The organism is Pseudomonas sp. LjRoot71 (assembly GCF_964253255.1).
Lineage (GTDB): Bacteria > Pseudomonadota > Gammaproteobacteria > Pseudomonadales > Pseudomonadaceae > Aquipseudomonas.
The window spans coordinates 2,038,545-2,057,244 of record NZ_CAXURA020000001.1; the positions used below are offsets into that span (position 1 = coordinate 2,038,545).

Here is an 18,700-nt window from a genome sequence, read left to right on the forward strand (position 1 = left end):
TCCATCCTTCGCGTCAGAGATCGGCGACAGGTTGCGCCTGCAACGCTGCCAGCAACGCCGCGGCACTCGCACCGCGACAATCCACAACAGAGTGGGCACCCGCCGCACGGGCCATCTCGGCAACACGCGGGCTGGGTACAAACAAGGGTAGCCGGGCCAATTCGGGCCAGTCGTTGCCCGCCAGCTCGTGCAGATGCACAAAGCCCTGCCCACTGCTGACCACCAGGGCGTTCAGGCGTTCAGCCCGAACCCGCTCAATCAGGCTAGCCGGCGGGTAATCCGGCAGCACCCGGCGATACAGTGGCAGATAGTCCACCTGCACGCCTTGGCCGCGCAAGCGCTCGGCCAGTAACTCTCGGCCACCCTCGCCGCGCAGGATCAACACCCGCGGCATCTCAACGGCCAGTGCCCGCTGAAACTGTGGCAGAGCCAACAGGGCTTCACTGTCATCGCCCAGCTCGGGGTAATGCACGCACGGGTGCCGCTCACGCAGAACCTGCGCCGTGGCGGCACCGACGCTGAACCAGGGCTGTGTCTCGGGTATGGCGATCTGCGCAGCGCTCAGGCGAGCCAGCGCCAAACGCGCTGCCGGCTTGCTGACCACGATCACTGCGCTGTACTGCGGCAAGCGAGCCAGCGTACTGCGTTGTTCGGCTGTCTCGGGCAACGCCTCAATGGCCAACAGCGGCAGGCTACTGCTGAAGATGCCCTGCTGGGCCAGGGTGGCGGCCAACGCGCTCGACTCTTCAGCCGGACGGGTCAGCAGCAGCCGCCAACCATTCACTCGCCAGCAGCCTCGCCATAGACCGCTTGTAGAATGGCCGCCGCACCTTGCGCCAGCAGCGCTTCGGCGACCTGTACGCCCAGCTGCTCGGCAGCCGCCACGGGCGCACGCTGTTCGGCGCGCAGCAATTGCGAACCGTCGGGTTGACCAACCAGGCCGCGCAGCCAAAGTTGTTCGCCTTCCAGCACGGCATAGCAGGCGATTGGCACCTGGCAGCCGCCGTTCAGGTGTTTGTTCAGCGCACGCTCGGCGGTTACCCGCAGCGCGGTATCGCGGTGATGCAGCGGCGCCAGCAGGGCGTGAATTTCACTGTCAGCCGTGCGGCATTCGATACCCACCGCGCCCTGACCACCGGCCGGCAGGCTGTCTTCAGCACTGATCGAAGAACGAATACGCTCTGCAAAGCCCAGGCGAATCAGCCCGGCAGCGGCGAGGATGATGGCGTCGTACTCGCCGGCATCCAGCTTGGCCAAACGGGTATTGACGTTGCCACGCAGGAACTGGATTTTCAGATCCGGGCGGCGCGCCAACAGCTGGGCCTGACGGCGCAGGCTGGAGGTGCCGACCACACTGCCGGCCGGCAACGCGTCGAGGCTGGCGTAGGTATTGGAAACGAAAGCATCGCGCGGGTCTTCGCGCTCGCAGATGCAGTACAGGCCCAGGCCTTCGGGGAAGTCCATCGGTACATCCTTCATCGAATGCACGGCGATGTCGGCCTGATTCTCCAGCAGCGCAGTTTCCAGCTCCTTGACGAACAGGCCCTTGCCGCCAATCTTCGCCAGCGGTGCGTCCAGTAGCTTGTCGCCACGACTGACCATTGGCACCAGGCTGACCTTGAGGCCAGGGTGCGCCTGTTCCAGACGGGCTTTGACGTGTTCGGCCTGCCACAGGGCCAGGGCACTTTTACGGGTGGCAATGCGGATTTCGCGAGACATGGGCAATTCCAGAAAACGAACTGCCGGGGATAATAACAGGCTGGCCCGGATCAGGCCTGCAACCCTAGCTGCTAAAGCTCCTTAGCAACCAGTATCGGATCTTGCGAGCTAGAGTGAGACAAGGCGGAAACAGGCGAGGAAGCGGAGTTTACTGTTGTAAATGAGCATTCCGAGCCTGTTTCCAACGCAGGATCGCCGACGCGCAGCAGATCCAGCCAGAACGCTAGAGGTTGTGCATCAGCTTACGCACCCCGGCCACATGCCGACGGCTGACTATCAGCGCTTCCTCGTTCATGCCCTTGAGAAACAGCTGAAAATGCCCGAGCGGCGTACGTTGCAGGCGTTCGATACGCTCGCGAGCGACCAGTGCATTGCGGTGAATGCGCACAAAGCGATCACCAAACTCGTCTTCCAAAGCTTTCAACGGCTCATCCAGCAGCACTTCGCCGCCGGCATGGCGCAAGGTCACGTACTTGTGGTCAGCAATAAAGTAGATCACCTGATCCAGCGGAATCAGCTCGATGCCTTTGCGGGTGCGTGCACTGATATGGCTGCGCGGGCCACCGCCGCTGTCTGCCGCAGGGCGAGTCAACGCCGCCAGTTGCACACGATTGGGCCGCTCGGCTTTTTTTAGCGCTTCGCTGAGGCTTTCCGCCCGCACCGGTTTGACCAGATAGCCCACGGCGCTGACCTGGAAGGCTTCCAGGGCAAATTCGTCATGCGCAGTACAGAAGATCACAGCCGGAGGCGCTTCACGCTCACACAGCTTGGCGGCTACTTGCAGGCCGTCCAGGCCCGGCATGCGGATATCCAGCAACACCACGTCCGGCTTCAAGCTGTCGATCAGGCTCAGGGCCTCCTCGCCGTTGCTGGCTGCGGGTTCAAGCACGCGATAGCCATCAAGATCGCCCACCATACGGCTCAGGCGCTCACGGGCCAAGGGTTCATCATCGACAATCAGGACATTCATAATGCACGGGCTTCCTGCTTGGGTCTCGCACAAGGATAGCGTAGACAAGTGAAGTGGCGTCCGTCACGGCGCTCTACGCTGAGACTGGCCCGCGGCCCGAAAAGTGCCACCAGCCGCGCGTCGATATTGCTCAGCGCTTGATGCGTGCCGCGCGACGGCGGCTCCTCGCCTAGTTGTTCGTATGGGTTGCTCACGCACAGCTGGAATACCCCCTCGTGATAACTCGCCTCGACCCGCACCAGGCCGCCCTCGATGCGTGGCGCAATGCCGTAGATCAGGGCGTTTTCCAGTAAGGGTTGCAGCGTCAGTTGTGGAATCGGCAGATCGTCCGGCACATCGACAATCTCCCACTGCAACTGTAGACGCTCGCCGAGCCGATAGCGCTCAATCGATAAATATCGTTGCGCCAGCTCCAGCTCCTCGCGCCAGGGCACCAGATTGCCGGGCTTGGCCAGGCTGGCGCGGAACAGGTCGGACAAATCCAGCACCGCCTGCTCGGCCTTGTACGGGTCAACCACCACCAGGCTGGCGATACTGTTCAAGCTGTTGAACAGAAAGTGCGGGCGGATACGCGCCTGCAATGACTCAAGACGGGCACGCAATTCAGCCTGCTCCTGTTTGCGCCACTGACTCTGCAGGTAGAAATAACGCAGCAGCAACGCCGACATGATCAGGCTGATCAAGGCATGGCGCAGGTACAGATTGACTTCGCCAGCCCGTGGTAACGGCCCGCCCAGCTCGTAGTAATCCGCCACGGCGGTGCACAGCAGGCTGAGGGTGACCACAATCGCGCAGCACAAGGTGCCGGCCGTGGCCGCCGGCATGCGTGCCATCAGCGGGCGCAGGCGGCACAGCACCGCGGCCGAGAGCAGTACGATCCATTGCACGAACAGCGAAGTCAGCGCCAGGCGCACCCAGTCAAAACCCGGCAGCATGGGCTCGGACAACACCAGCACCAGCACCAGCAACTCGGCCAGCAGCACCATGCTCAGCAAGGCTTCTGGCTGGCAAAGCTCGGGCACGAAAAAGTCATCGACCAGTGGCGGTTGTTTTTCTGATAACAGGCTTTTTATTTTCATCAACGCAGTTTCCGCGTGAGCCGCGCCAGCAGCAAGATAGACAGCTGCGACCGGGCAAAATAAAGCACCGAAATGCGCCCACCGCGAGAAAACTGTGAACGGCGCAACATTGTCCTCCTGCAGCCGAGCTGGCGCCACCGACAAACCGACGCGGCGAATTTGCCTGTCAGCCTGTTATTATCGGCGCACTTTTCCGTCTTGCCGGCCGCCCCAGCGCGGCCAGCCCGTTTTAGCGCACCAGCCGAGCGAAGCCCATGAGCACTGAAAAAACCAACCAATCCTGGGGCGGCCGCTTCAGCGAACCCGTCGATGCCTTTGTTGCCCGCTTTACCGCCTCCGTCGAATTCGACAAGCGCCTGTACCGCCACGACATCATGGGCTCCATCGCCCACGCCAGCATGCTGGCCAAGGTTGGCGTGCTGACTGACGCCGAGCGCGACAGCATCATTGCCGGACTGACGCAGATTCAGGGCGAGATCGAAGCCGGCCAGTTCGACTGGCGCGTCGACCTGGAAGACGTGCACATGAACATCGAAGCGCGCCTGACCGACCGCATTGGCATCACCGGCAAGAAACTGCACACCGGCCGCTCGCGTAACGATCAGGTGGCCACCGATATCCGCCTGTGGCTGCGTGACGAGATAGACCTGATCCTGGCCGAGATCACTCGCCTGCAGCAGGGTCTGCTGGAGCAGGCTGAGCGTGAAGCGGCGACCATCATGCCCGGCTTTACCCACCTGCAAACCGCGCAACCGGTGACCTTTGGCCATCATTTGCTGGCTTGGTTCGAAATGCTCAGCCGCGACTACGAGCGCCTGGTCGATTGCCGCAAGCGCACCAACCGCATGCCGCTGGGCAGCGCGGCGCTGGCCGGTACGACTTACCCGATTCAGCGCGAAATAACCGCACAACTGCTGGGTTTCGACGCCGTTGGCGGCAACTCACTGGATGGTGTGTCCGATCGCGACTTCGCTATCGAATTCTGCGCCGCTGCATCCTTGGCGATGATGCACTTGTCACGCTTTTCCGAAGAGCTGGTGCTGTGGACTTCAGCGCAGTTCCAGTTCATCGATCTGCCGGATCGTTTCTGCACCGGCTCCTCGATCATGCCGCAGAAGAAAAACCCCGACGTACCGGAGCTGGTACGCGGCAAGAGCGGTCGTGTGTTCGGCGCACTGATGGGCCTGCTGACCCTGATGAAAGGCCAACCGCTGGCCTACAACAAGGACAATCAGGAAGACAAAGAACCGCTGTTCGACGCCGCCGACACCCTGCGCGACTCGCTGCGCGCCTTTGCCGACATGATCCCGGCGATCAAACCCAAGCACGCCATCATGCGTGAGGCGGCGCTGCGCGGTTTCTCCACCGCCACCGACCTGGCCGACTACCTGGTACGCAAAGGCCTGCCATTCCGTGATTGCCACGAAATCGTCGGCCATGCGGTGAAGTACGGCGTCGAGTCCGGCAAGGACCTGGCCGAAATGAGCCTGGACGAACTGCGCCAGTTCAGCGACCAGATCGAGCAGGACGTGTTCGCCGTGCTGACCCTTGAAGGCTCAGTCAACGCCCGTGACCATATTGGCGGCACCGCACCCAATCAGGTGCGCGCTGCTGTCGTGCGCGGCCGCGAGCTGCTTGCCGCACGCTGATATGTCGGTCCATTCGCCAGGACGGCGTATTTCAGTGGTCGGATGCTCCGGTGCGGGCAAGACCACCCTTGCCCGCCGCTTGGCACAGCAATTGGGCTATCGCCATGTTGAGCTGGACGCGCTGTATCACCAGCCCAACTGGCAACAGTTGCCGACCGAGCAGTTCAAACAGGTCGTAAGCGAAGCCCTGCAAGGTGACGACTGGGTCGTGGAAGGTAGCTATTCGGCCGTGCGCCCACATGTACTGGAGCGCTCGGATATGGTGATCTGGCTAGACCTGCCCAGAGCCGCAGTAATGCGCCAACTGATCCCACGCACCTTAAAACGCCTGGTGCTGCGCCAAGCGCTGTGGAATGGCAACCGCGAGCGTTGGGGCAACCTGTTCAAACTCACCCCGGAAAAATCCATTTTGGTCTGGGCCTGGCAACGCCATGCGCTCTATCGGCAACGCTATGGCGACGAAATGCGCACAACCCCTGCATCCCGGCGCTATATACGACTTGACTCGCGCCAGGCCGTCGAGCACTTCCTGACCACCTTCCCGGCATGCTAGGAACCCGTTTTATGCCTCTGACTATCCGCCCCGCCACCGCCGCAGATGCCGCTCTGATTCTGCGTTTTATCACCGATCTGGCGATCTACGAGAAAGCCGAGCATGAGGTGAAAACCGACGCCGCCGGGATCGAAGCGAGCCTGTTCGGGCCTGACAGCAGTACCCAAGCGCTGATCTGCGAGTATGGCGGCCAGCCGATTGGCTACGCCGTGTACTTCTTCAATTACTCGACCTGGCTGGGCAAACACGGGCTGTACTTGGAAGACCTCTATATCAGCCCGGAGACACGCGGCGTCGGCGCGGGCAAAGCCCTGCTGCGTCACCTGGCGCAACTGGCAGTAGCCAAGGGCTGTGGCCGCTTCGAGTGGGCCGTGCTGGACTGGAACACGCCTGCCATCGAATTCTATGAAGCCTTCGGTGCCAAACCGCAAGACGAATGGACGACCTACCGTCTGACCGGCCAGGCCCTGCTGGACTTTGCTCAGGGCTAGCCCTTTTGGAGAAACATATGAGCGAGCAAGACGACGAAGATTTCGCCCAGGACACCCTGACCCAGGCCATCGAAAACCAGCTGGAAGCCGGCGAACCCGCCTTTGTCCAGGCAGTGCTGAACAAGCTGACGCTGGTCGGTTACGAGCGCGAGGAGATCATCGAGCTGATGGCCCTGGTGCTGGCGGATGAAATCGACGCCATGCTACGCGATGACCGCCCCTTTGACCTGGCCCGCTACGAACAAGGCCTGCGCGCCCTGCCAGAGCTGCCGGAAGAAAACTGAGCCGTACTTGACCCAGGGCACTGTTCATCCTGGCAAGCAGATTGCTACTGTCTGACAATCTGACCCACAAGGCGCAGCACCGATGACGCGTTCGTTCGAGCCAGTCGGCCTTCTGCTCACCCTGCTCTGCGCTCTGGCTGGCGCCGGGTTGGCGCGTGCTGACACCCCGCGCATCGGCGCCGAGGATGACTGGTACCCCTACACCGCCTGGCGTGATGAACAGATCGTAGGCATGTCGGCAGATATCGTGCGCGCGGCCTTCGCCAGCAGCGAAACCCCGATCGAACTCGCCGCCTACCCCTATTCACGCTGCATGGAGCTGGCCCGCTCCGGCGCGCTGGCGGCCTGTTTCAACACCACCCCCGACTCACGCATCGAAGAACAATTTCTGCTGCCCGAGGAAATGCTGTTCAGCGACGACATCCTGCTCTGGGCCCGTAACGGCGCAGCACCCCTGACAGACCTCAATGCCCTGGCCGGCAAGCGCGTGGCGGTGACCATCGGCTACACCTACGGTGAACCCTTCGACCACCGCCAGGACATCCTGCGCGTGCCGGTGCGGCGCGATCTCAATGGTTTTCTTATGCTGCAGCGCGACCGCGTCGATTATGTGGTGGCCTTTCGCGGCACCACCCAAGCATTGATCGAACAGAACCCGGAATTGGCCGAGCAATTCGTCGCTCTGGCCACCGTGCACCAGCCGCAGCTGTACCTGACGTTCTCGCGCCATCATCCGCAGGCTACGGCACTGCTACAACGCTTCGATCAGGGCATGCGGCAGATCAGAGGCGACGGCACCTATCAGAAAATTATCCAGCGCTGGCAGCTACCGGCTCGGCAAGCGGCGGCACACACCACTACACTGCTGAACAGGCCATAACAACAAGACGGAGTCACTATGAAAGCCTTTACTTCCGACCTGATCGACGAACTGGAAATCCTCGCCCTGTACAACCTGAGCAACCATCAGGAAGGGCTCAAGGTGCACAACAACGCCTCGTTCAAGGCTCAGGGGGCGATTACCCGGCTGCATGAGAAAGGCCTGATCAGTCAGTCCGACGGTGGTTACCTGACCAGCCTGGGGATTGATGCCGCCGAACACGCCCAAGGCCTGTTGACCATCCTCGCGCCCAAGAGCGCTTTGCTGACTTAAACCCTGCCCTTCAGTCAGGCCCATGCCGGGCGATATAGCAGCAGATACCGCACAGAACTGTCCGCCGTTTTCCATAGCCACAGCGCCCTGGCGGCAGCATTCAACCCCGCGTCATGCCCATGACGCCCACCTGAATGCTGCCGGCCCTGGCATGTATCCAAGGGGCTGCGCGCGCTGATCAACAGGTTCCAAGAACCGGGGCAACTGGTAGGCTTGCCTCACCTTCCCAGCGAGCATGAGCATGACGCGCACTCAGGAAATTCGCCCGGACATTGAAGACGGTATCGATCGCAAGGTACTGACCCAGCTGCGCGCGCGCTTCCTCAAACTCAATCAGAGCCGTCTGCAACGTGCCATGCAGGCGCTGTCAACACGCCAGCAGCTGGTGCTCAAGCTGTTACCGCTGCTGTTCCATGTCAATCATCCGCTGCTGCCGGGCTATGTCTCCGGGCTGACCCCGGCCGGCCTCAGCGGCTTCGAGCCGGATGACGAGCTGCTTGCCGAAGTGCAGCGGCTGACCCGCTCGTTCGCCTACAAGCCCTATCGCGGCAAACAGGCGCTGCCGATTCACGGGCTGTTTCTGATGGGCAGCCTGGGCACCGTGGCCCAGGCCGAGCAGAGCGACATGGACCTGTGGGTGTGTCATGCCAGCGATCTCAGCCAACAGCAGCTGCACGAGCTGAGCAAGAAGTGCGAACTGCTGGAAAACTGGGCGGCGACCCTGGGCGCAGAAGCGCATTTCTTTCTGATCGACCCCGCACGCTTCACCCTCGGCGAGCGCGAGGCCCAGCTGACCTCGGATGACTGCGGCACCACCCAGCATTACCTGCTGCTCGATGAGTTCTACCGCACCGCGATCTGGCTTGGCGGGCGCACGCCGCTGTGGTGGCTGGTGCCGGTGTATGAGGAAAAACGCTACCAGCACTACACCAACGAGCTGCTCTCCAAACGCTTTATCCGCGCCGAGGACGTGCTCGACCTCGGCCACCTGGCGCGCATCCCGCCGGAGGAATTTATCGGCGCCGGCATGTGGCAGTTGTTCAAGGGCATCGAGTCGCCCTACAAATCGGTGCTCAAGCTGCTGCTGACCGAGGTCTACGCCAGCGAACACCCCAAGGTCGAATGCCTGTCGTTGCGCTTCAAGCAGGCGGTATTCGCCAACCGCCTGGATGTCGATGAACTCGACCCCTATATCGTGGTGTACCGCCGCCTGGAGGAATACCTAGTCGGTCGTGGCGAGCACGAGCGCCTGGAGCTGATCCGCCGCTGCCTGTACCTCAAGGTCGACAAGAAGCTCAGCCGCCCGCCGCGCAATAACCGTAAAAGCTGGCAGCGCCTGCTGCTCGAGCGCCTGACCCGCGACTGGAACTGGGACAGCCGCCAGCTGGCGATGCTCGACAGCCGCAGCCAGTGGAAAGTGCGCCAGGTCAGTGCCGAGCGGCGCATGCTGGTCAACGAACTGACCTACAGCTATCGCTTTCTCTCCGAGTTCGCCCGCAGCGAACACGCCGGCAGCTCGCTCAACAGCCGTGACCTGGGCATTCTCGGCCGCCGCCTGTATGCCGCCTTCGAGCGCAAGGCCGGCAAGATCGAATTCATCAACCCAGGCATCGCCCCGGATCTGGCTGAAGACACCCTGACCCTGGCCCAGAGTCCCAACCCGGACGAACCCAATGAAAACCTCTGGGCGCTTTATAACGGCAGTGTCAGCGCCCAGGATTTGGAAGATTTTTCGCCGCTCAAACGCTCGCGCGAACTGGTCGAACTGCTCGCCTGGTGCCAGCGCAATGGCGTGATCGACAACAGCACGCGGTTGTCGCTGCACCCAGGCAGCAGCGACCTCACCGAATTCGAGCTGTCCAACCTGCTCAGCAGCCTGCAGCAGGTGGTGCCGCTGCCCTTGCCTGCGGTCGATGAAGCCGCCCTGCTCAGCGCCAGCGTGCCCAGCGAGGTGCTGCTGCTGGTCAACGTCGGTGTCGACCCGCTCAAGCAATTCAGTCAGATGAACATGCACATGACCACCGAGCGCACCGATGCATTGGGCTATTCCGGGGTGCGCGAGAACCTGATTCTGACCATCGACCAGGTCACCCTGAACAGCTGGAACGAGCTGCTGGTGACCCGCTATGACGGCCCGCATGCACTGCTCGACTGCCTGCGCGACTTCCTCAACGCCCTACCGGCCACAGGTCGCAAACCCAACCTGCGGGTGCGTTGTTTCTGCCGCAACCGTGCCACGGCGATTGCCGAGCGGGTCGAGGAGCTGTTCCGCGAAACCCTCGGCAGCTTCAGCAGTGAACAGGCCAACCGCTACCTGTTGCAGATCAAGCAGCACTATCACCTGCTCGAGCTGAAACCCGGCAATGTCAGCCATACCAGCCTGAAAGACCTGCCCACGCTGATCGATCACCTGGGTGAGGAACTGCCCGGTTACAGTGAGCTGCATCTGGATCGCAGCGCCCTGGAAGGTGAAGACCTGGCGCTGATCCTGCCACTCGGCCGGCCGCAGTGTATTCAGGTGTTCTACCGGCTGAACGAGGCCAGCGCTCTGGCCGAGCTGAGCGTGCTCGATGAGCACAATGCGCTGTGGCGTCAGCAGATGCCCTATCGCGATGAACAGAGCCTGCTGACCCCGTTGCAACGCTTTCTGCAATCCGTGCTGTACCGGCGTAACGCCCTGCTGCCGCTGGATAACCTGCCAGCGCACCAGCCGCTGGACGTGCTGTATTACCAGGTGCTGCCGGATGCGCCGCTGCGCGCCCAGCGCCTGGAACGGCGGCCACCGCCACTGTCACCGATCAGCCATCCGTTCTATGACGTGCAGGCCATCGTCGAGCCGGCGGATGGCCACCGCATGGCCCCCGGCGAGCGCCTTGACCTCGGCCAGCGGCGACCCGCCGGTACACCCGGGCACAAGCGCTCGCATGTCACCCTGTACTGCAACCACCGCGAGTTTTCCGAACTGGAATACGCCGGCGACCTGTTCGCCGCCGTGGCCCAGCACATCCTCGCGCAACGCCGCGATGGCGCGCGCTACCCCTGCTACATCACCGACCTCGACCTGTCGGCGGTGCTCGGCGAAGGGCATATGCAGAGCGTGCATTACCTGCGCTACAAGAGCCGCCTGGAAGCGGCACTGAATCAGGCCCTGCAGAAGGCCTGACGCTCAGCATCAGGCGCGGCTGTACTCGCCCGCCGCCTCTGGTTGATATTCCACCGCCAGCAGGGTCAGTTTGAGCACTTTGCCATTCGGCCCGGTCCAGTCGATATGCTGGCCCACAGACAAGCCCAGCAGGGCGGTGCCAACCGGCGCCAGTACGGACACGCAGCCTTCACCGCCGGCATCCTGTGGGTACACCAGGGTCAGGTGGTAGTCCTTGCCGCTGCTCTCCTCACGGCAATGCACCCGCGAGTTCATGGTCACTACGCCGGCGGGCACTTCGTCATGGCCAACCACTTCGGCGCGATCGAGTTCAGCCTGCAAGGCCGCAGCGCCGGGGCCGAATTCATCCAGGCTGTCGAGCAGGTGCTCCAGACGCTGCAGATCAAGACGGGTGATGGTGAGCGAAGGTGTGCTGGTCATGGTGCGGGTATATCCCCTTTACGGATGCTGAAAAAAGCAAAACCCCATCACGAAGATGGGGTTTGGCAAGTCGTGAGCTGACCGTACCACAGCCACTCAAATAAACAAGACCGCCCGGTCAAGGCATGCCTTTACGCTGCTGCAGGCGTGCCTCGGCCGCCGCGCAGATCGCGCGCTGGCGCGGCGCGTCGGCTTTGCTCCAGTCGAGAATTTCCTGCAGCGTGCGGCCACAGCCCAGGCAGGTATCCTGATCATCCAGACAACACTGACGACGGCAGGGCGAGACAACCTGCACGCCGGCCGGCTCAGAGCTCTTCGAACTCAAGGTCGGCACCGGATTGTTCCAGGGTGATACGCGCCAGCATTTCGCCCAACTGCTCGTCGCTACTGTCGCAGATCCAGCGTTCGCTGGCCTGGTCGTAATCAAAGTGGAAACCACCGGAGCGCGCGGCCAGCCAGAGTTGGCGCAACGGTTCCTGGCGACTGAAGATCAGCTGGCTGCCGTTCTCAAAACGCACGGTCAGCACTCCGCCGGAATTTTCCAGATCCAGGTCCAGGTCGCTGTCATCGAAAATATCTTCCACCGCCTGCTGGGTGGCATCGACCAGATCGTGAAAGCGGGCTTCGGTCAAACTCATTACGGATTACCTCAAAAAATTCAGCGACTGCTAACAAAGTCCTTGGATATCTGGCGCTATGAAAGCGTGACGAGCGAAGGTTAGGCAAGGCGCAAGTAGGCAAGGAAGTGGAGTGTACTTCTGTACATGAGCATAACTCGCTTCACTCGCCCTTCGGGCCGCGCTAAAGCGCGTTAGCCACAAGTGGCTTTCCGAGCCTGCTTGCAACACGGCATAACCGAGCGCAGTAGCTTTCATAGCGCCAGATGGCGGCGATATTCGCCGGGGCTTTGCCCCGTCCAACGGCGAAACGCGCGGGCCAGCGAACCGGGCTCACTGAAACCGACCAGAAAGGCGATTTCCGCCAGTTCCAGCGCCGGGTCGCGCAGGTAATTCAGCACCAGTTGCTGGCGGGTTTCATCCACCAACTGGTTGAAGGATAACCCGGCCTCGCGCAAACGCCGCTGCAGGGTACGCGGACTGAGCGCCAAACGCGCGGCGATTTGCTGCAAATCAGCGCCCGCTTCCGGCAACTGTCGGGACAACTCCAGTCGCGCACGATCAAGCACGCTGCTGCCCTGCTGGATTTCCCCAAGCAGGCGATCAGCATAGGCATCGAGCATCACCCGCACCTGGGCATCGGCCTGACCGAGCGGCGTGGCGAGCAGACGTTTGGGAAATACCAGGGCGTTATCGGCCTGACCGAACAATACCGGGCAACGGAAGATGCGCTGATATTCCGAGGTATCAGCAGGTCCCGCATGCTGAAAGCGCACTTCGGTCGGCGGAATATCCAGGCCGGTGATCCAGTGGCCGAAGGTTACCCAGCCGGCCAGGGTTTCTTCACAGAGCTGTCGCTTGTGCAACGGTAAAAATGGCAGGCAGCTGTGCGCCACCTGCGGCTCCTGCCCTTCGCGCGGCGGCTCGTCAGCCAGATCAATCGACCCCAGGTTCCCCACCAGTGCCGCATAGCGCGCCTGGCGATGCAGCGCATCCGCGAGGGTCGCGCAGCTCATGATCAGGTAGCCCAGCACCCCGTAGTAACCCGGCCGTACGGCTTCACCCAGGTGCAGCCCCAACTGCTCATCGCCCGTCAGCTGCACGCCATGGCCGAGCAGCTCCAGGTAAGTACTGGCGGCCACACGCTGGTCGCGCTGAGCCAGAATCTGCGGGCTGAGCTGCACGCGCTCAAGCAGCGCATGGGTATCGAGGCCCCGACGAGCGAGGTAGTCGAGCAACCCTTGCAGGTAAGCGACTGAAACCGAACTGTTGACCACTACAGGGGTGTCCATCCAGGCTCCTGAACGCGGGTGGTAGGTGCAAAGATCTCGCCAAAGATACAGGCAAAGCCCCGCCAGACGGGAACCCTGGCGCATAGGCAAGGCGTCGGGGGGTCGGTATACTCCGGCGCAATCATGCTTTATTACAAGGATTTCACCATGAAGCGGTTGTTTACTGCCTTTATCGCGATGCTTGCTGTCAGCACCCTGCTCGCGGGCTGCGGCCAGAAAGGCCCGCTGTACCTGCCGGAAGAAAGTCAGCCAGCGCCTGCGCAAACCGAATAAGGGCCAGCTATGAACGCCTTCAACTACCGCGACGGTCAGCTGTTCGCGGAAGGCGTGGCCTTGTCCGCCATCGCCCAACGCTTCGGTACGCCGACCTACGTTTACTCGCGTGCGCACATCGAGGCGCAGTACCGCGCCTATGCCGATGCCCTGCAGGGCATGCCGCATCTAGTGTGCTTTGCCGTCAAGGCCAATTCCAACATCGGCGTTCTGAATGTCCTGGCGCGCCTCGGCGCCGGCTTCGATATCGTTTCCCGCGGTGAGCTGGAGCGTGTTCTGGCAGCGGGTGGCGAAGCAAGCAAGATTGTCTTCTCCGGCGTCGGCAAAAGCCGCGATGACATGCGCCGCGCTCTGGAAGTCGGCGTGCACTGCTTCAACGTCGAATCCACCGAAGAGCTGGAACGCCTGCAAGTGGTGGCTGCCGAGCTGGGCAAGACGGCGGCGATTTCGCTACGAGTGAACCCGGACGTCGATGCCGGCACCCACCCGTACATTTCCACCGGTCTGAAAGAAAACAAGTTTGGTATCGACATCGAGCAGGCTGAAGCGGTGTATGCCCGCGCCGCCGAGTTGCCGAACCTGCAGATCGTTGGGGTCGATTGCCATATCGGCTCGCAGCTGACGGCCCTGGCGCCGTTTCTCGATGCCCTGGATCGCCTGCTGGTACTGGTTGACCGTTTGGCCACACGCGGCATCCGCATCAAGCACCTGGATCTGGGGGGCGGTCTCGGCGTGCAGTACCGCGATGAACAGCCGCCACTGGCCGGCGAGTACATCGCCGCCGTGCGTGAACGCCTGGCCGGGCGTGACCTGGCCCTGGTATTTGAACCGGGTCGCTACATCGTCGCCAACGCCGGCGTGCTGCTGACTCAGGTGGAATACCTCAAGCACACCGAGCACAAGGATTTCGCCATCGTCGATGCGGCGATGAACGACCTGATCCGCCCGGCCCTGTACCAGGCCTGGATGGACGTGGTGGCCGTGCAGCCGCGCGATGGCGCGACGCGCAACTACGACATCGTCGGGCCGATCTGCGAGACCGGCGACTTCCTCGCCAAGGACCGCGACCTGGCGCTGGCCGAAGGTGACTTGCTGGCCGTGCGCTCGGCCGGTGCCTACGGTTTTGTCATGAGCTCCAACTACAACACCCGCGGCCGCGCCGCCGAGGTGATGGTGGATGGCGAACAGACCTTCGAAGTGCGTCGCCGCGAGACGCTCAGCGAACTCTTTGAGGGCGAAAGCCGCCTGCCGGAGTAAGTCTGATGCTATTGCGCTTTACCAAGATGCACGGCCTCGGCAATGACTTTATGGTCCTCGACCTGGTCAGCCAGCACGCGCATATCCAGCCGAAAAACGCCAAAGCCTGGGGCGACCGCCACACCGGCGTGGGCTTCGATCAGTTGCTGATTGTCGAGCCGCCGAGCAACCCGGACGTGGACTTCCGCTACCGCATCTTCAATGCCGACGGCTCGGAAGTGGAGCAGTGCGGCAATGGCGCACGCTGCTTCGCCCGTTTCGTGCTGGACAAGCGCCTGACGGTGAAGAAACAGATCCGCGTGGAAACCAAGGGCGGCATCATCGAGCTGGACGTGCGCAACGACGGGCAGATCAGCGTCAACATGGGCGCGCCGCGCCTGAGCCCGGCGCAGATCCCCTTCCAGGCCGAACAGCAGGCACTCAGCTACCCAGTCGAGGTCGATGGCCAGACCGTTGAGCTGGCTGCCGTGTCCATGGGCAACCCGCATGCCGTGCTGCGCGTCGACAGCGTCGATAACGCTCCGGTGCACAGCCTCGGGCCGAAGCTCGAACACCACCCGCGCTTCCCGCAACGGGTGAATGTCGGCTTCCTCCAGGTGCTCGACCGCAAACACGCCAAACTGCGCGTCTGGGAGCGCGGCGCCGGGGAAACCCAGGCCTGCGGTACCGGTGCCTGCGCAGCGGCCGTGGCGGCGATCAGCCAGGGCTGGATGGACTCCCCGCTGCAGATCGAACTACCAGGTGGCAAACTGAGCATCGAGTGGGCAGGCCCGGGGCAGCCCGTTATGATGACCGGACCCGCCGTACGGGTGTACGAAGGACAGGTTCGTTTATGACTGAGCAGCGCGTATGACAGACCAGCAGGATTCACCCAAGCCACTGGATTCGGAAACGGTTGCCGCTTACCTGCGCCTGCATCCGGAATTCTTTATCGACCACGACGAGTTGATCCCCGAGCTGCGCATTCCGCACCAGCGCGGCGATACCGTGTCGCTGGTCGAGCGCCAGGTGAAACTGCTGCGTGAACGCAATATCGAGATGCGCCACCGCCTCTCACAACTGATGGACGTGGCCCGCGACAACGACCGCCTGTTCGACAAGACCCGCCGCCTGGTGCTCGACCTGCTCGATGCCAATAGCCTGGAAGAAGTGGTCAGCTGCGTCGAAGACAGCCTGCGCCGCGAGTTTCAGGTGCCCTTCGTCAGCCTGATCCTGTTTTGCGACGTTCCACTGCCGGTTGGCCGCTCGGTCAGCAGTGCCGAAGCGCATCAGGCCATTGGCGGTCTGTTGGCCGGCGGCAAAACCATCTGCGGCGTGCTGCGCGAACATGAGCTGAACTTCCTGTTTGGCAACGAAGACGGCGCTCAGGTGGGCTCGGCCGCGGTGGTCAGCATCAGCCACCAAGGCCTGCATGGCGTGCTAGCGATTGGCAGCGCCGACCCGCAGCATTACAAAAGCTCACTGGGCACGCTGTTCCTCGGTTATATCGCCGAAGTGCTGGCGCGCGTCGTACCGGGCTTTGCCACACCACTGCGCTCGGTGCGCTAGCAATCGATATTGCACCGCGCTCCGCTGGGAGCTTCCATGCAAGACCTCCTGGACGCCTACCTCGAACACCTGCGCAGTGAGCGCCAGCTCTCTTCCCACACCTTGATCGGTTACAGCCATGACCTGGCCAAGCTGCTGGCCTTCTGCGCCCAGGAGCAGATCGACCGCTGGGCGGCACTCGACACCCCACGCCTGCGCCGACTGATCGGCCGCCTGCATATGCAGGGCCAGTCCAGCCGCAGCCTGGCCCGCCTGCTCTCGGCCACCCGCGGCCTCTATCGTTACCTGATTCGTGAAGGCCACTGCGAGAGTGATCCGGCCAGCGGCCTGATGCCGCCCAAGGGCGAACGGCGGCTGCCAAAAACCCTCGACGCCGACCGCACCGCACAATTGCTCGACGGTGCCCTGGAAGACGACTTTATCGCCCGCCGCGACCAGGCCATGCTGGAGCTGTTCTATTCCTCCGGGCTGCGCCTGTCCGAACTGGTCAGCCTTAATCTGGACGGCCTCGACCTGCCCGCCGGGCTGGTACGGGTGACCGGTAAAGGCAACAAGACCCGTGAACTGCCCATCGGCCGCATGGCACGTGAAGCAATGGAGCAGTGGCTGCCGTTGCGTGCGCTGGCCAACCCAGCCGATGGCGCCGTCTTTATCAGCCAGCAAGGCCGTCGCATTGGCCCGCGTGCGGTGCAATTGCGGGTGCGCCAGGCCGGTGTGCGCGAACTGGGCCAGCACCTGCACCCGCACATGCTGCGCCACAGCTTCGCCAGCCATATGCTGGAGTCGTCCCAGGACCTGCGCGCAGTGCAGGAGTTGCTCGGCCACGCCGACATCGCCACCACCCAGGTCTATACCCACCTGGATTTCCAGCACCTGGCCAACGTTTATGATCAGGCTCACCCAAGGGCCAAACGCAAAGGCAGCGCAGAATGAGTATTCAGCTGATCACCTTCGACCTCGACGACACCCTGTGGGATGTCACGCCGGTGATGCAGGACGCCGAAGCGGCGCTGCGTAACTGGCTGGCCCTGCACGCACCACGGCTCGGCGGCGTGCCGGTGGAGCACCTGTGGTCGATTCGCGCCACCTTGCTGGCCGCCGAGCCGATGCTCAAGCATCGCCTCAGCGAGCTGCGCCGGCGCATCCTTTTTCATGCCCTGGAAAACGCCGGCTACCCGCACGGCGAAGCGCAGGTGCTGGCCGAGGCTGGTTTTCAGGTGTTTCTCGCCGCACGCCATCAGGTCGAACTGTTCGCCGAAGTGCATCCCACCCTTGAAGCACTGGCCAATCGCTTTCAGCTTGGGGTGATTACCAACGGCAATGCCGATGTGCGTCGCCTGGGCCTGGCCGACTACTTCCAGTTCGCCCTCTGCGCCGAAGATCTGGGCGTCGGCAAGCCTGACCCAAAGCCGTTCAGCGAAGCGCTAAAGCGCGCCGGTATCGCCGCAGAACATGCCGTACATATCGGTGATCACCCCTCCGATGACATTGCCGGGGCGCAAGCGGCCGGCCTGCGCGCGATCTGGTTCAACCCACAAGGCAAGGCCTGGATCGCCGACAACCGCCCGGATGCGGAAATCCGCAGCCTGGCCGAGCTGCCGGTACTGCTGCACAGCTGGGCGTAATAGCCCCAAAACTCGCGACATAAAAAAGCCCGCAGGTCATCAACCTGCGGGCTTTGTGTTTACGTCAGCGACTCAGATGGGGCGGCTGCCGTATTTGCTGTCCGGCTTCTTGGGGGGGTCGGCGACCACATTGGCCTCAACCTCCTGCACCTTGCCGCCACGGGAGAGGAACTCTTCCATGGCGCGGGCCAGCGCATCACGCTCTTTCTGCTTGGCTTCGATGCTCGGCAGTTCTTCGACGTCGACAGCAGCTTTGGCTTTTTTGCCTTTGCTGGCCGGTACGGCTTCGTCGTCACCGTCGCCATCATCGCTGCTGTCGCCATCGTCAGCGGCAGCCAGTTCTTCGCCTTCGTCTTCGTCAGCGCCTTCTAATTCGTCGTGTTCCAGATCTTCGTCGCTCATGTTCCAACCTCATGACTTGCGAAAAGCAGAGTAGTTATAGCCCAGCTGCGTCAGCTTTCTAACGTCGCTGATAAAAATTCCAGGGGTCTGGCTGTGGCCAAGCGCTGCGCATCGGCGATCTGCGCTCAACGGCGCGCATTCTAGGGGCTGTTGCCAGTGCATCACAACCGCACCAAAGCCTGTTTTGCACGATAGCTGCAAAGGG

At 62.4% G+C, this 18,700-nt stretch carries 22 protein-coding genes; 13 read left to right on the forward strand and 9 right to left on the reverse strand.

The window, feature by feature from the left end:
* Window positions 1–13: 13 nt before the first annotated feature.
* The 4 genes from ACSQ17_RS09700 to ACSQ17_RS09715 all read right to left on the reverse strand — a co-directional run bounded on the left by ACSQ17_RS09700 (window position 14) and on the right by ACSQ17_RS09715 (window position 3,768).
* On the reverse strand, window positions 14–784 hold the full coding sequence (locus ACSQ17_RS09700; RefSeq protein WP_436068420.1) for a uroporphyrinogen-III synthase: 771 nt from the start codon (window positions 782–784) through the stop codon (window positions 14–16).
* Entirely contained in the window at window positions 781–1,719 is a 939-nt protein-coding gene (gene hemC, locus ACSQ17_RS09705; RefSeq protein WP_436068421.1) for a hydroxymethylbilane synthase, read from the reverse strand. Before hemC ends, ACSQ17_RS09700 begins: the two co-directional genes overlap by 4 nt.
* 223 nt (window positions 1,720–1,942) lie before the next feature.
* Complete coding sequence (locus ACSQ17_RS09710) at window positions 1,943–2,689, reverse strand: LytR/AlgR family response regulator transcription factor (protein WP_233685534.1); 747 nt, start codon at window positions 2,687–2,689, stop codon at window positions 1,943–1,945.
* Window positions 2,686–3,768 carry a sensor histidine kinase gene (locus tag ACSQ17_RS09715; protein WP_233685535.1) on the reverse strand — a complete coding sequence of 361 codons (1,083 nt, stop codon included), beginning with the start codon at window positions 3,766–3,768 and terminating at the stop codon, window positions 2,686–2,688. The genes ACSQ17_RS09710 and ACSQ17_RS09715 overlap by 4 nt, the downstream gene beginning before the upstream one ends.
* Before the next feature lie 254 nt (window positions 3,769–4,022).
* Here ACSQ17_RS09715 and argH point away from each other — a divergent pair, with 254 nt between their 5' ends.
* From argH to ACSQ17_RS09750, 7 genes are all read left to right on the forward strand, one after another.
* Entirely contained in the window at window positions 4,023–5,417 is a 1,395-nt protein-coding gene (gene argH, locus ACSQ17_RS09720) for an argininosuccinate lyase (protein ID WP_436068422.1), read from the forward strand.
* A gap of 34 nt (window positions 5,418–5,451) precedes the next feature.
* Window positions 5,452–5,970, forward strand: a complete 519-nt coding sequence (locus ACSQ17_RS09725) for a shikimate kinase (protein ID WP_436068423.1) — start codon at window positions 5,452–5,454, stop codon at window positions 5,968–5,970.
* A gap of 11 nt (window positions 5,971–5,981) precedes the next feature.
* A complete protein-coding gene (locus ACSQ17_RS09730) occupies window positions 5,982–6,461 on the forward strand; it encodes an N-acetyltransferase family protein (protein WP_436068424.1) in 480 nt (159 codons plus the stop codon).
* 17 nt (window positions 6,462–6,478) lie between these two features.
* Window positions 6,479–6,745 (forward strand): hypothetical protein, encoded by a 267-nt coding sequence (locus tag ACSQ17_RS09735; RefSeq protein WP_233685539.1) that lies wholly within the window; start codon window positions 6,479–6,481, stop codon window positions 6,743–6,745.
* 82 nt (window positions 6,746–6,827) lie between these two features.
* Window positions 6,828–7,625, forward strand: a complete 798-nt coding sequence (locus tag ACSQ17_RS09740; protein ID WP_436068425.1) for a substrate-binding periplasmic protein — start codon at window positions 6,828–6,830, stop codon at window positions 7,623–7,625.
* An 18-nt stretch (window positions 7,626–7,643) separates the two neighbouring features.
* Complete coding sequence (locus ACSQ17_RS09745; protein WP_233685541.1) at window positions 7,644–7,898, forward strand: TIGR02647 family protein; 255 nt, start codon at window positions 7,644–7,646, stop codon at window positions 7,896–7,898.
* Window positions 7,899–8,139: 241 nt separating this feature from the next.
* On the forward strand, window positions 8,140–11,061 hold the full coding sequence (locus ACSQ17_RS09750) for a class I adenylate cyclase (RefSeq protein ID WP_436068426.1): 2,922 nt from the start codon (window positions 8,140–8,142) through the stop codon (window positions 11,059–11,061).
* A gap of 9 nt (window positions 11,062–11,070) precedes the next feature.
* Here the strand turns inward: ACSQ17_RS09750 and rnk are convergent, their stop codons facing one another.
* The 4 genes from rnk to ACSQ17_RS09770 form a co-directional block, all read right to left on the reverse strand.
* On the reverse strand, window positions 11,071–11,481 hold the full coding sequence (gene rnk, locus ACSQ17_RS09755) for a nucleoside diphosphate kinase regulator (protein ID WP_436068427.1): 411 nt from the start codon (window positions 11,479–11,481) through the stop codon (window positions 11,071–11,073).
* Window positions 11,482–11,599: 118 nt separating this feature from the next.
* Window positions 11,600–11,806: a DUF1289 domain-containing protein gene (locus ACSQ17_RS09760; RefSeq protein WP_436068428.1), complete on the reverse strand. Its 207-nt coding sequence runs from the start codon at window positions 11,804–11,806 to the stop codon at window positions 11,600–11,602.
* On the reverse strand, window positions 11,787–12,119 hold the full coding sequence (gene cyaY / locus ACSQ17_RS09765; protein WP_108486763.1) for an iron donor protein CyaY: 333 nt from the start codon (window positions 12,117–12,119) through the stop codon (window positions 11,787–11,789). Before cyaY ends, ACSQ17_RS09760 begins: the two co-directional genes overlap by 20 nt.
* Window positions 12,120–12,352: 233 nt before the next feature.
* Window positions 12,353–13,390 (reverse strand): AraC family transcriptional regulator, encoded by a 1,038-nt coding sequence (locus ACSQ17_RS09770; RefSeq protein WP_436068429.1) that lies wholly within the window; start codon window positions 13,388–13,390, stop codon window positions 12,353–12,355.
* Window positions 13,391–13,537: 147 nt separating this feature from the next.
* Here ACSQ17_RS09770 and lptM point away from each other — a divergent pair, with 147 nt between their 5' ends.
* From lptM to ACSQ17_RS09800, 6 genes are read left to right on the forward strand one after another with little or no spacing between them, the layout of a single operon-like run.
* On the forward strand, window positions 13,538–13,663 hold the full coding sequence (gene lptM, locus ACSQ17_RS09775; protein WP_233685546.1) for an LPS translocon maturation chaperone LptM: 126 nt from the start codon (window positions 13,538–13,540) through the stop codon (window positions 13,661–13,663).
* A 9-nt stretch (window positions 13,664–13,672) separates the two neighbouring features.
* Entirely contained in the window at window positions 13,673–14,920 is a 1,248-nt protein-coding gene (gene lysA / locus ACSQ17_RS09780; RefSeq protein WP_436068430.1) for a diaminopimelate decarboxylase, read from the forward strand.
* A 5-nt stretch (window positions 14,921–14,925) separates the two neighbouring features.
* Window positions 14,926–15,756: a diaminopimelate epimerase gene (gene dapF / locus ACSQ17_RS09785; protein WP_436068431.1), complete on the forward strand. Its 831-nt coding sequence runs from the start codon at window positions 14,926–14,928 to the stop codon at window positions 15,754–15,756.
* Between the two features lie 13 nt (window positions 15,757–15,769).
* A complete protein-coding gene (locus ACSQ17_RS09790; RefSeq protein WP_436068432.1) occupies window positions 15,770–16,468 on the forward strand; it encodes a DUF484 family protein in 699 nt (232 codons plus the stop codon).
* Window positions 16,469–16,504: 36 nt separating this feature from the next.
* Window positions 16,505–17,401, forward strand: coding sequence for a tyrosine recombinase XerC (gene xerC, locus ACSQ17_RS09795; RefSeq protein ID WP_436068433.1), 897 nt, complete (start codon window positions 16,505–16,507; stop codon window positions 17,399–17,401).
* The gene (locus ACSQ17_RS09800) at window positions 17,398–18,093 is read left to right on the forward strand and encodes an HAD family hydrolase (RefSeq protein WP_436068434.1); all 696 of its coding nucleotides are present in this window, start codon (window positions 17,398–17,400) and stop codon (window positions 18,091–18,093) included. Before xerC ends, ACSQ17_RS09800 begins: the two co-directional genes overlap by 4 nt.
* Before the next feature lie 72 nt (window positions 18,094–18,165).
* Here ACSQ17_RS09800 and sutA read toward each other — a convergent pair whose 3' ends face one another.
* Window positions 18,166–18,495 (reverse strand): transcriptional regulator SutA, encoded by a 330-nt coding sequence (gene sutA / locus ACSQ17_RS09805; RefSeq protein WP_436068435.1) that lies wholly within the window; start codon window positions 18,493–18,495, stop codon window positions 18,166–18,168.
* Window positions 18,496–18,700 lie beyond the last annotated feature (205 nt).

What these genes read in the sequence shown, in the direction of transcription:
- hemC (WP_436068421.1), bottom strand. Translation starts at nt 1,719, where the DNA reads ATGTCTCGCGAAATCCGCATTGCCACCCGTAAAAGTGCCCTGGCCCTG.
- ACSQ17_RS09710 (WP_233685534.1), bottom strand. Translation starts at nt 2,689, where the DNA reads ATGAATGTCCTGATTGTCGATGATGAACCCTTGGCCCGTGAGCGCCTG.
- ACSQ17_RS09715 (WP_233685535.1), bottom strand. Translation starts at nt 3,768, where the DNA reads ATGAAAATAAAAAGCCTGTTATCAGAAAAACAACCGCCACTGGTCGAT.
- argH (WP_436068422.1), top strand. Translation starts at nt 4,023, where the DNA reads ATGAGCACTGAAAAAACCAACCAATCCTGGGGCGGCCGCTTCAGCGAA.
- ACSQ17_RS09730 (WP_436068424.1), top strand. Translation starts at nt 5,982, where the DNA reads ATGCCTCTGACTATCCGCCCCGCCACCGCCGCAGATGCCGCTCTGATT.
- ACSQ17_RS09735 (WP_233685539.1), top strand. Translation starts at nt 6,479, where the DNA reads ATGAGCGAGCAAGACGACGAAGATTTCGCCCAGGACACCCTGACCCAG.
- ACSQ17_RS09740 (WP_436068425.1), top strand. Translation starts at nt 6,828, where the DNA reads ATGACGCGTTCGTTCGAGCCAGTCGGCCTTCTGCTCACCCTGCTCTGC.
- ACSQ17_RS09745 (WP_233685541.1), top strand. Translation starts at nt 7,644, where the DNA reads ATGAAAGCCTTTACTTCCGACCTGATCGACGAACTGGAAATCCTCGCC.
- ACSQ17_RS09750 (WP_436068426.1), top strand. Translation starts at nt 8,140, where the DNA reads ATGACGCGCACTCAGGAAATTCGCCCGGACATTGAAGACGGTATCGAT.
- rnk (WP_436068427.1), bottom strand. Translation starts at nt 11,481, where the DNA reads ATGACCAGCACACCTTCGCTCACCATCACCCGTCTTGATCTGCAGCGT.
- cyaY (WP_108486763.1), bottom strand. Translation starts at nt 12,119, where the DNA reads ATGAGTTTGACCGAAGCCCGCTTTCACGATCTGGTCGATGCCACCCAG.
- ACSQ17_RS09770 (WP_436068429.1), bottom strand. Translation starts at nt 13,390, where the DNA reads ATGGACACCCCTGTAGTGGTCAACAGTTCGGTTTCAGTCGCTTACCTG.
- lptM (WP_233685546.1), top strand. Translation starts at nt 13,538, where the DNA reads ATGAAGCGGTTGTTTACTGCCTTTATCGCGATGCTTGCTGTCAGCACC.
- lysA (WP_436068430.1), top strand. Translation starts at nt 13,673, where the DNA reads ATGAACGCCTTCAACTACCGCGACGGTCAGCTGTTCGCGGAAGGCGTG.
- dapF (WP_436068431.1), top strand. Translation starts at nt 14,926, where the DNA reads ATGCTATTGCGCTTTACCAAGATGCACGGCCTCGGCAATGACTTTATG.
- ACSQ17_RS09790 (WP_436068432.1), top strand. Translation starts at nt 15,770, where the DNA reads ATGACAGACCAGCAGGATTCACCCAAGCCACTGGATTCGGAAACGGTT.
- xerC (WP_436068433.1), top strand. Translation starts at nt 16,505, where the DNA reads ATGCAAGACCTCCTGGACGCCTACCTCGAACACCTGCGCAGTGAGCGC.
- ACSQ17_RS09800 (WP_436068434.1), top strand. Translation starts at nt 17,398, where the DNA reads ATGAGTATTCAGCTGATCACCTTCGACCTCGACGACACCCTGTGGGAT.
- sutA (WP_436068435.1), bottom strand. Translation starts at nt 18,495, where the DNA reads ATGAGCGACGAAGATCTGGAACACGACGAATTAGAAGGCGCTGACGAA.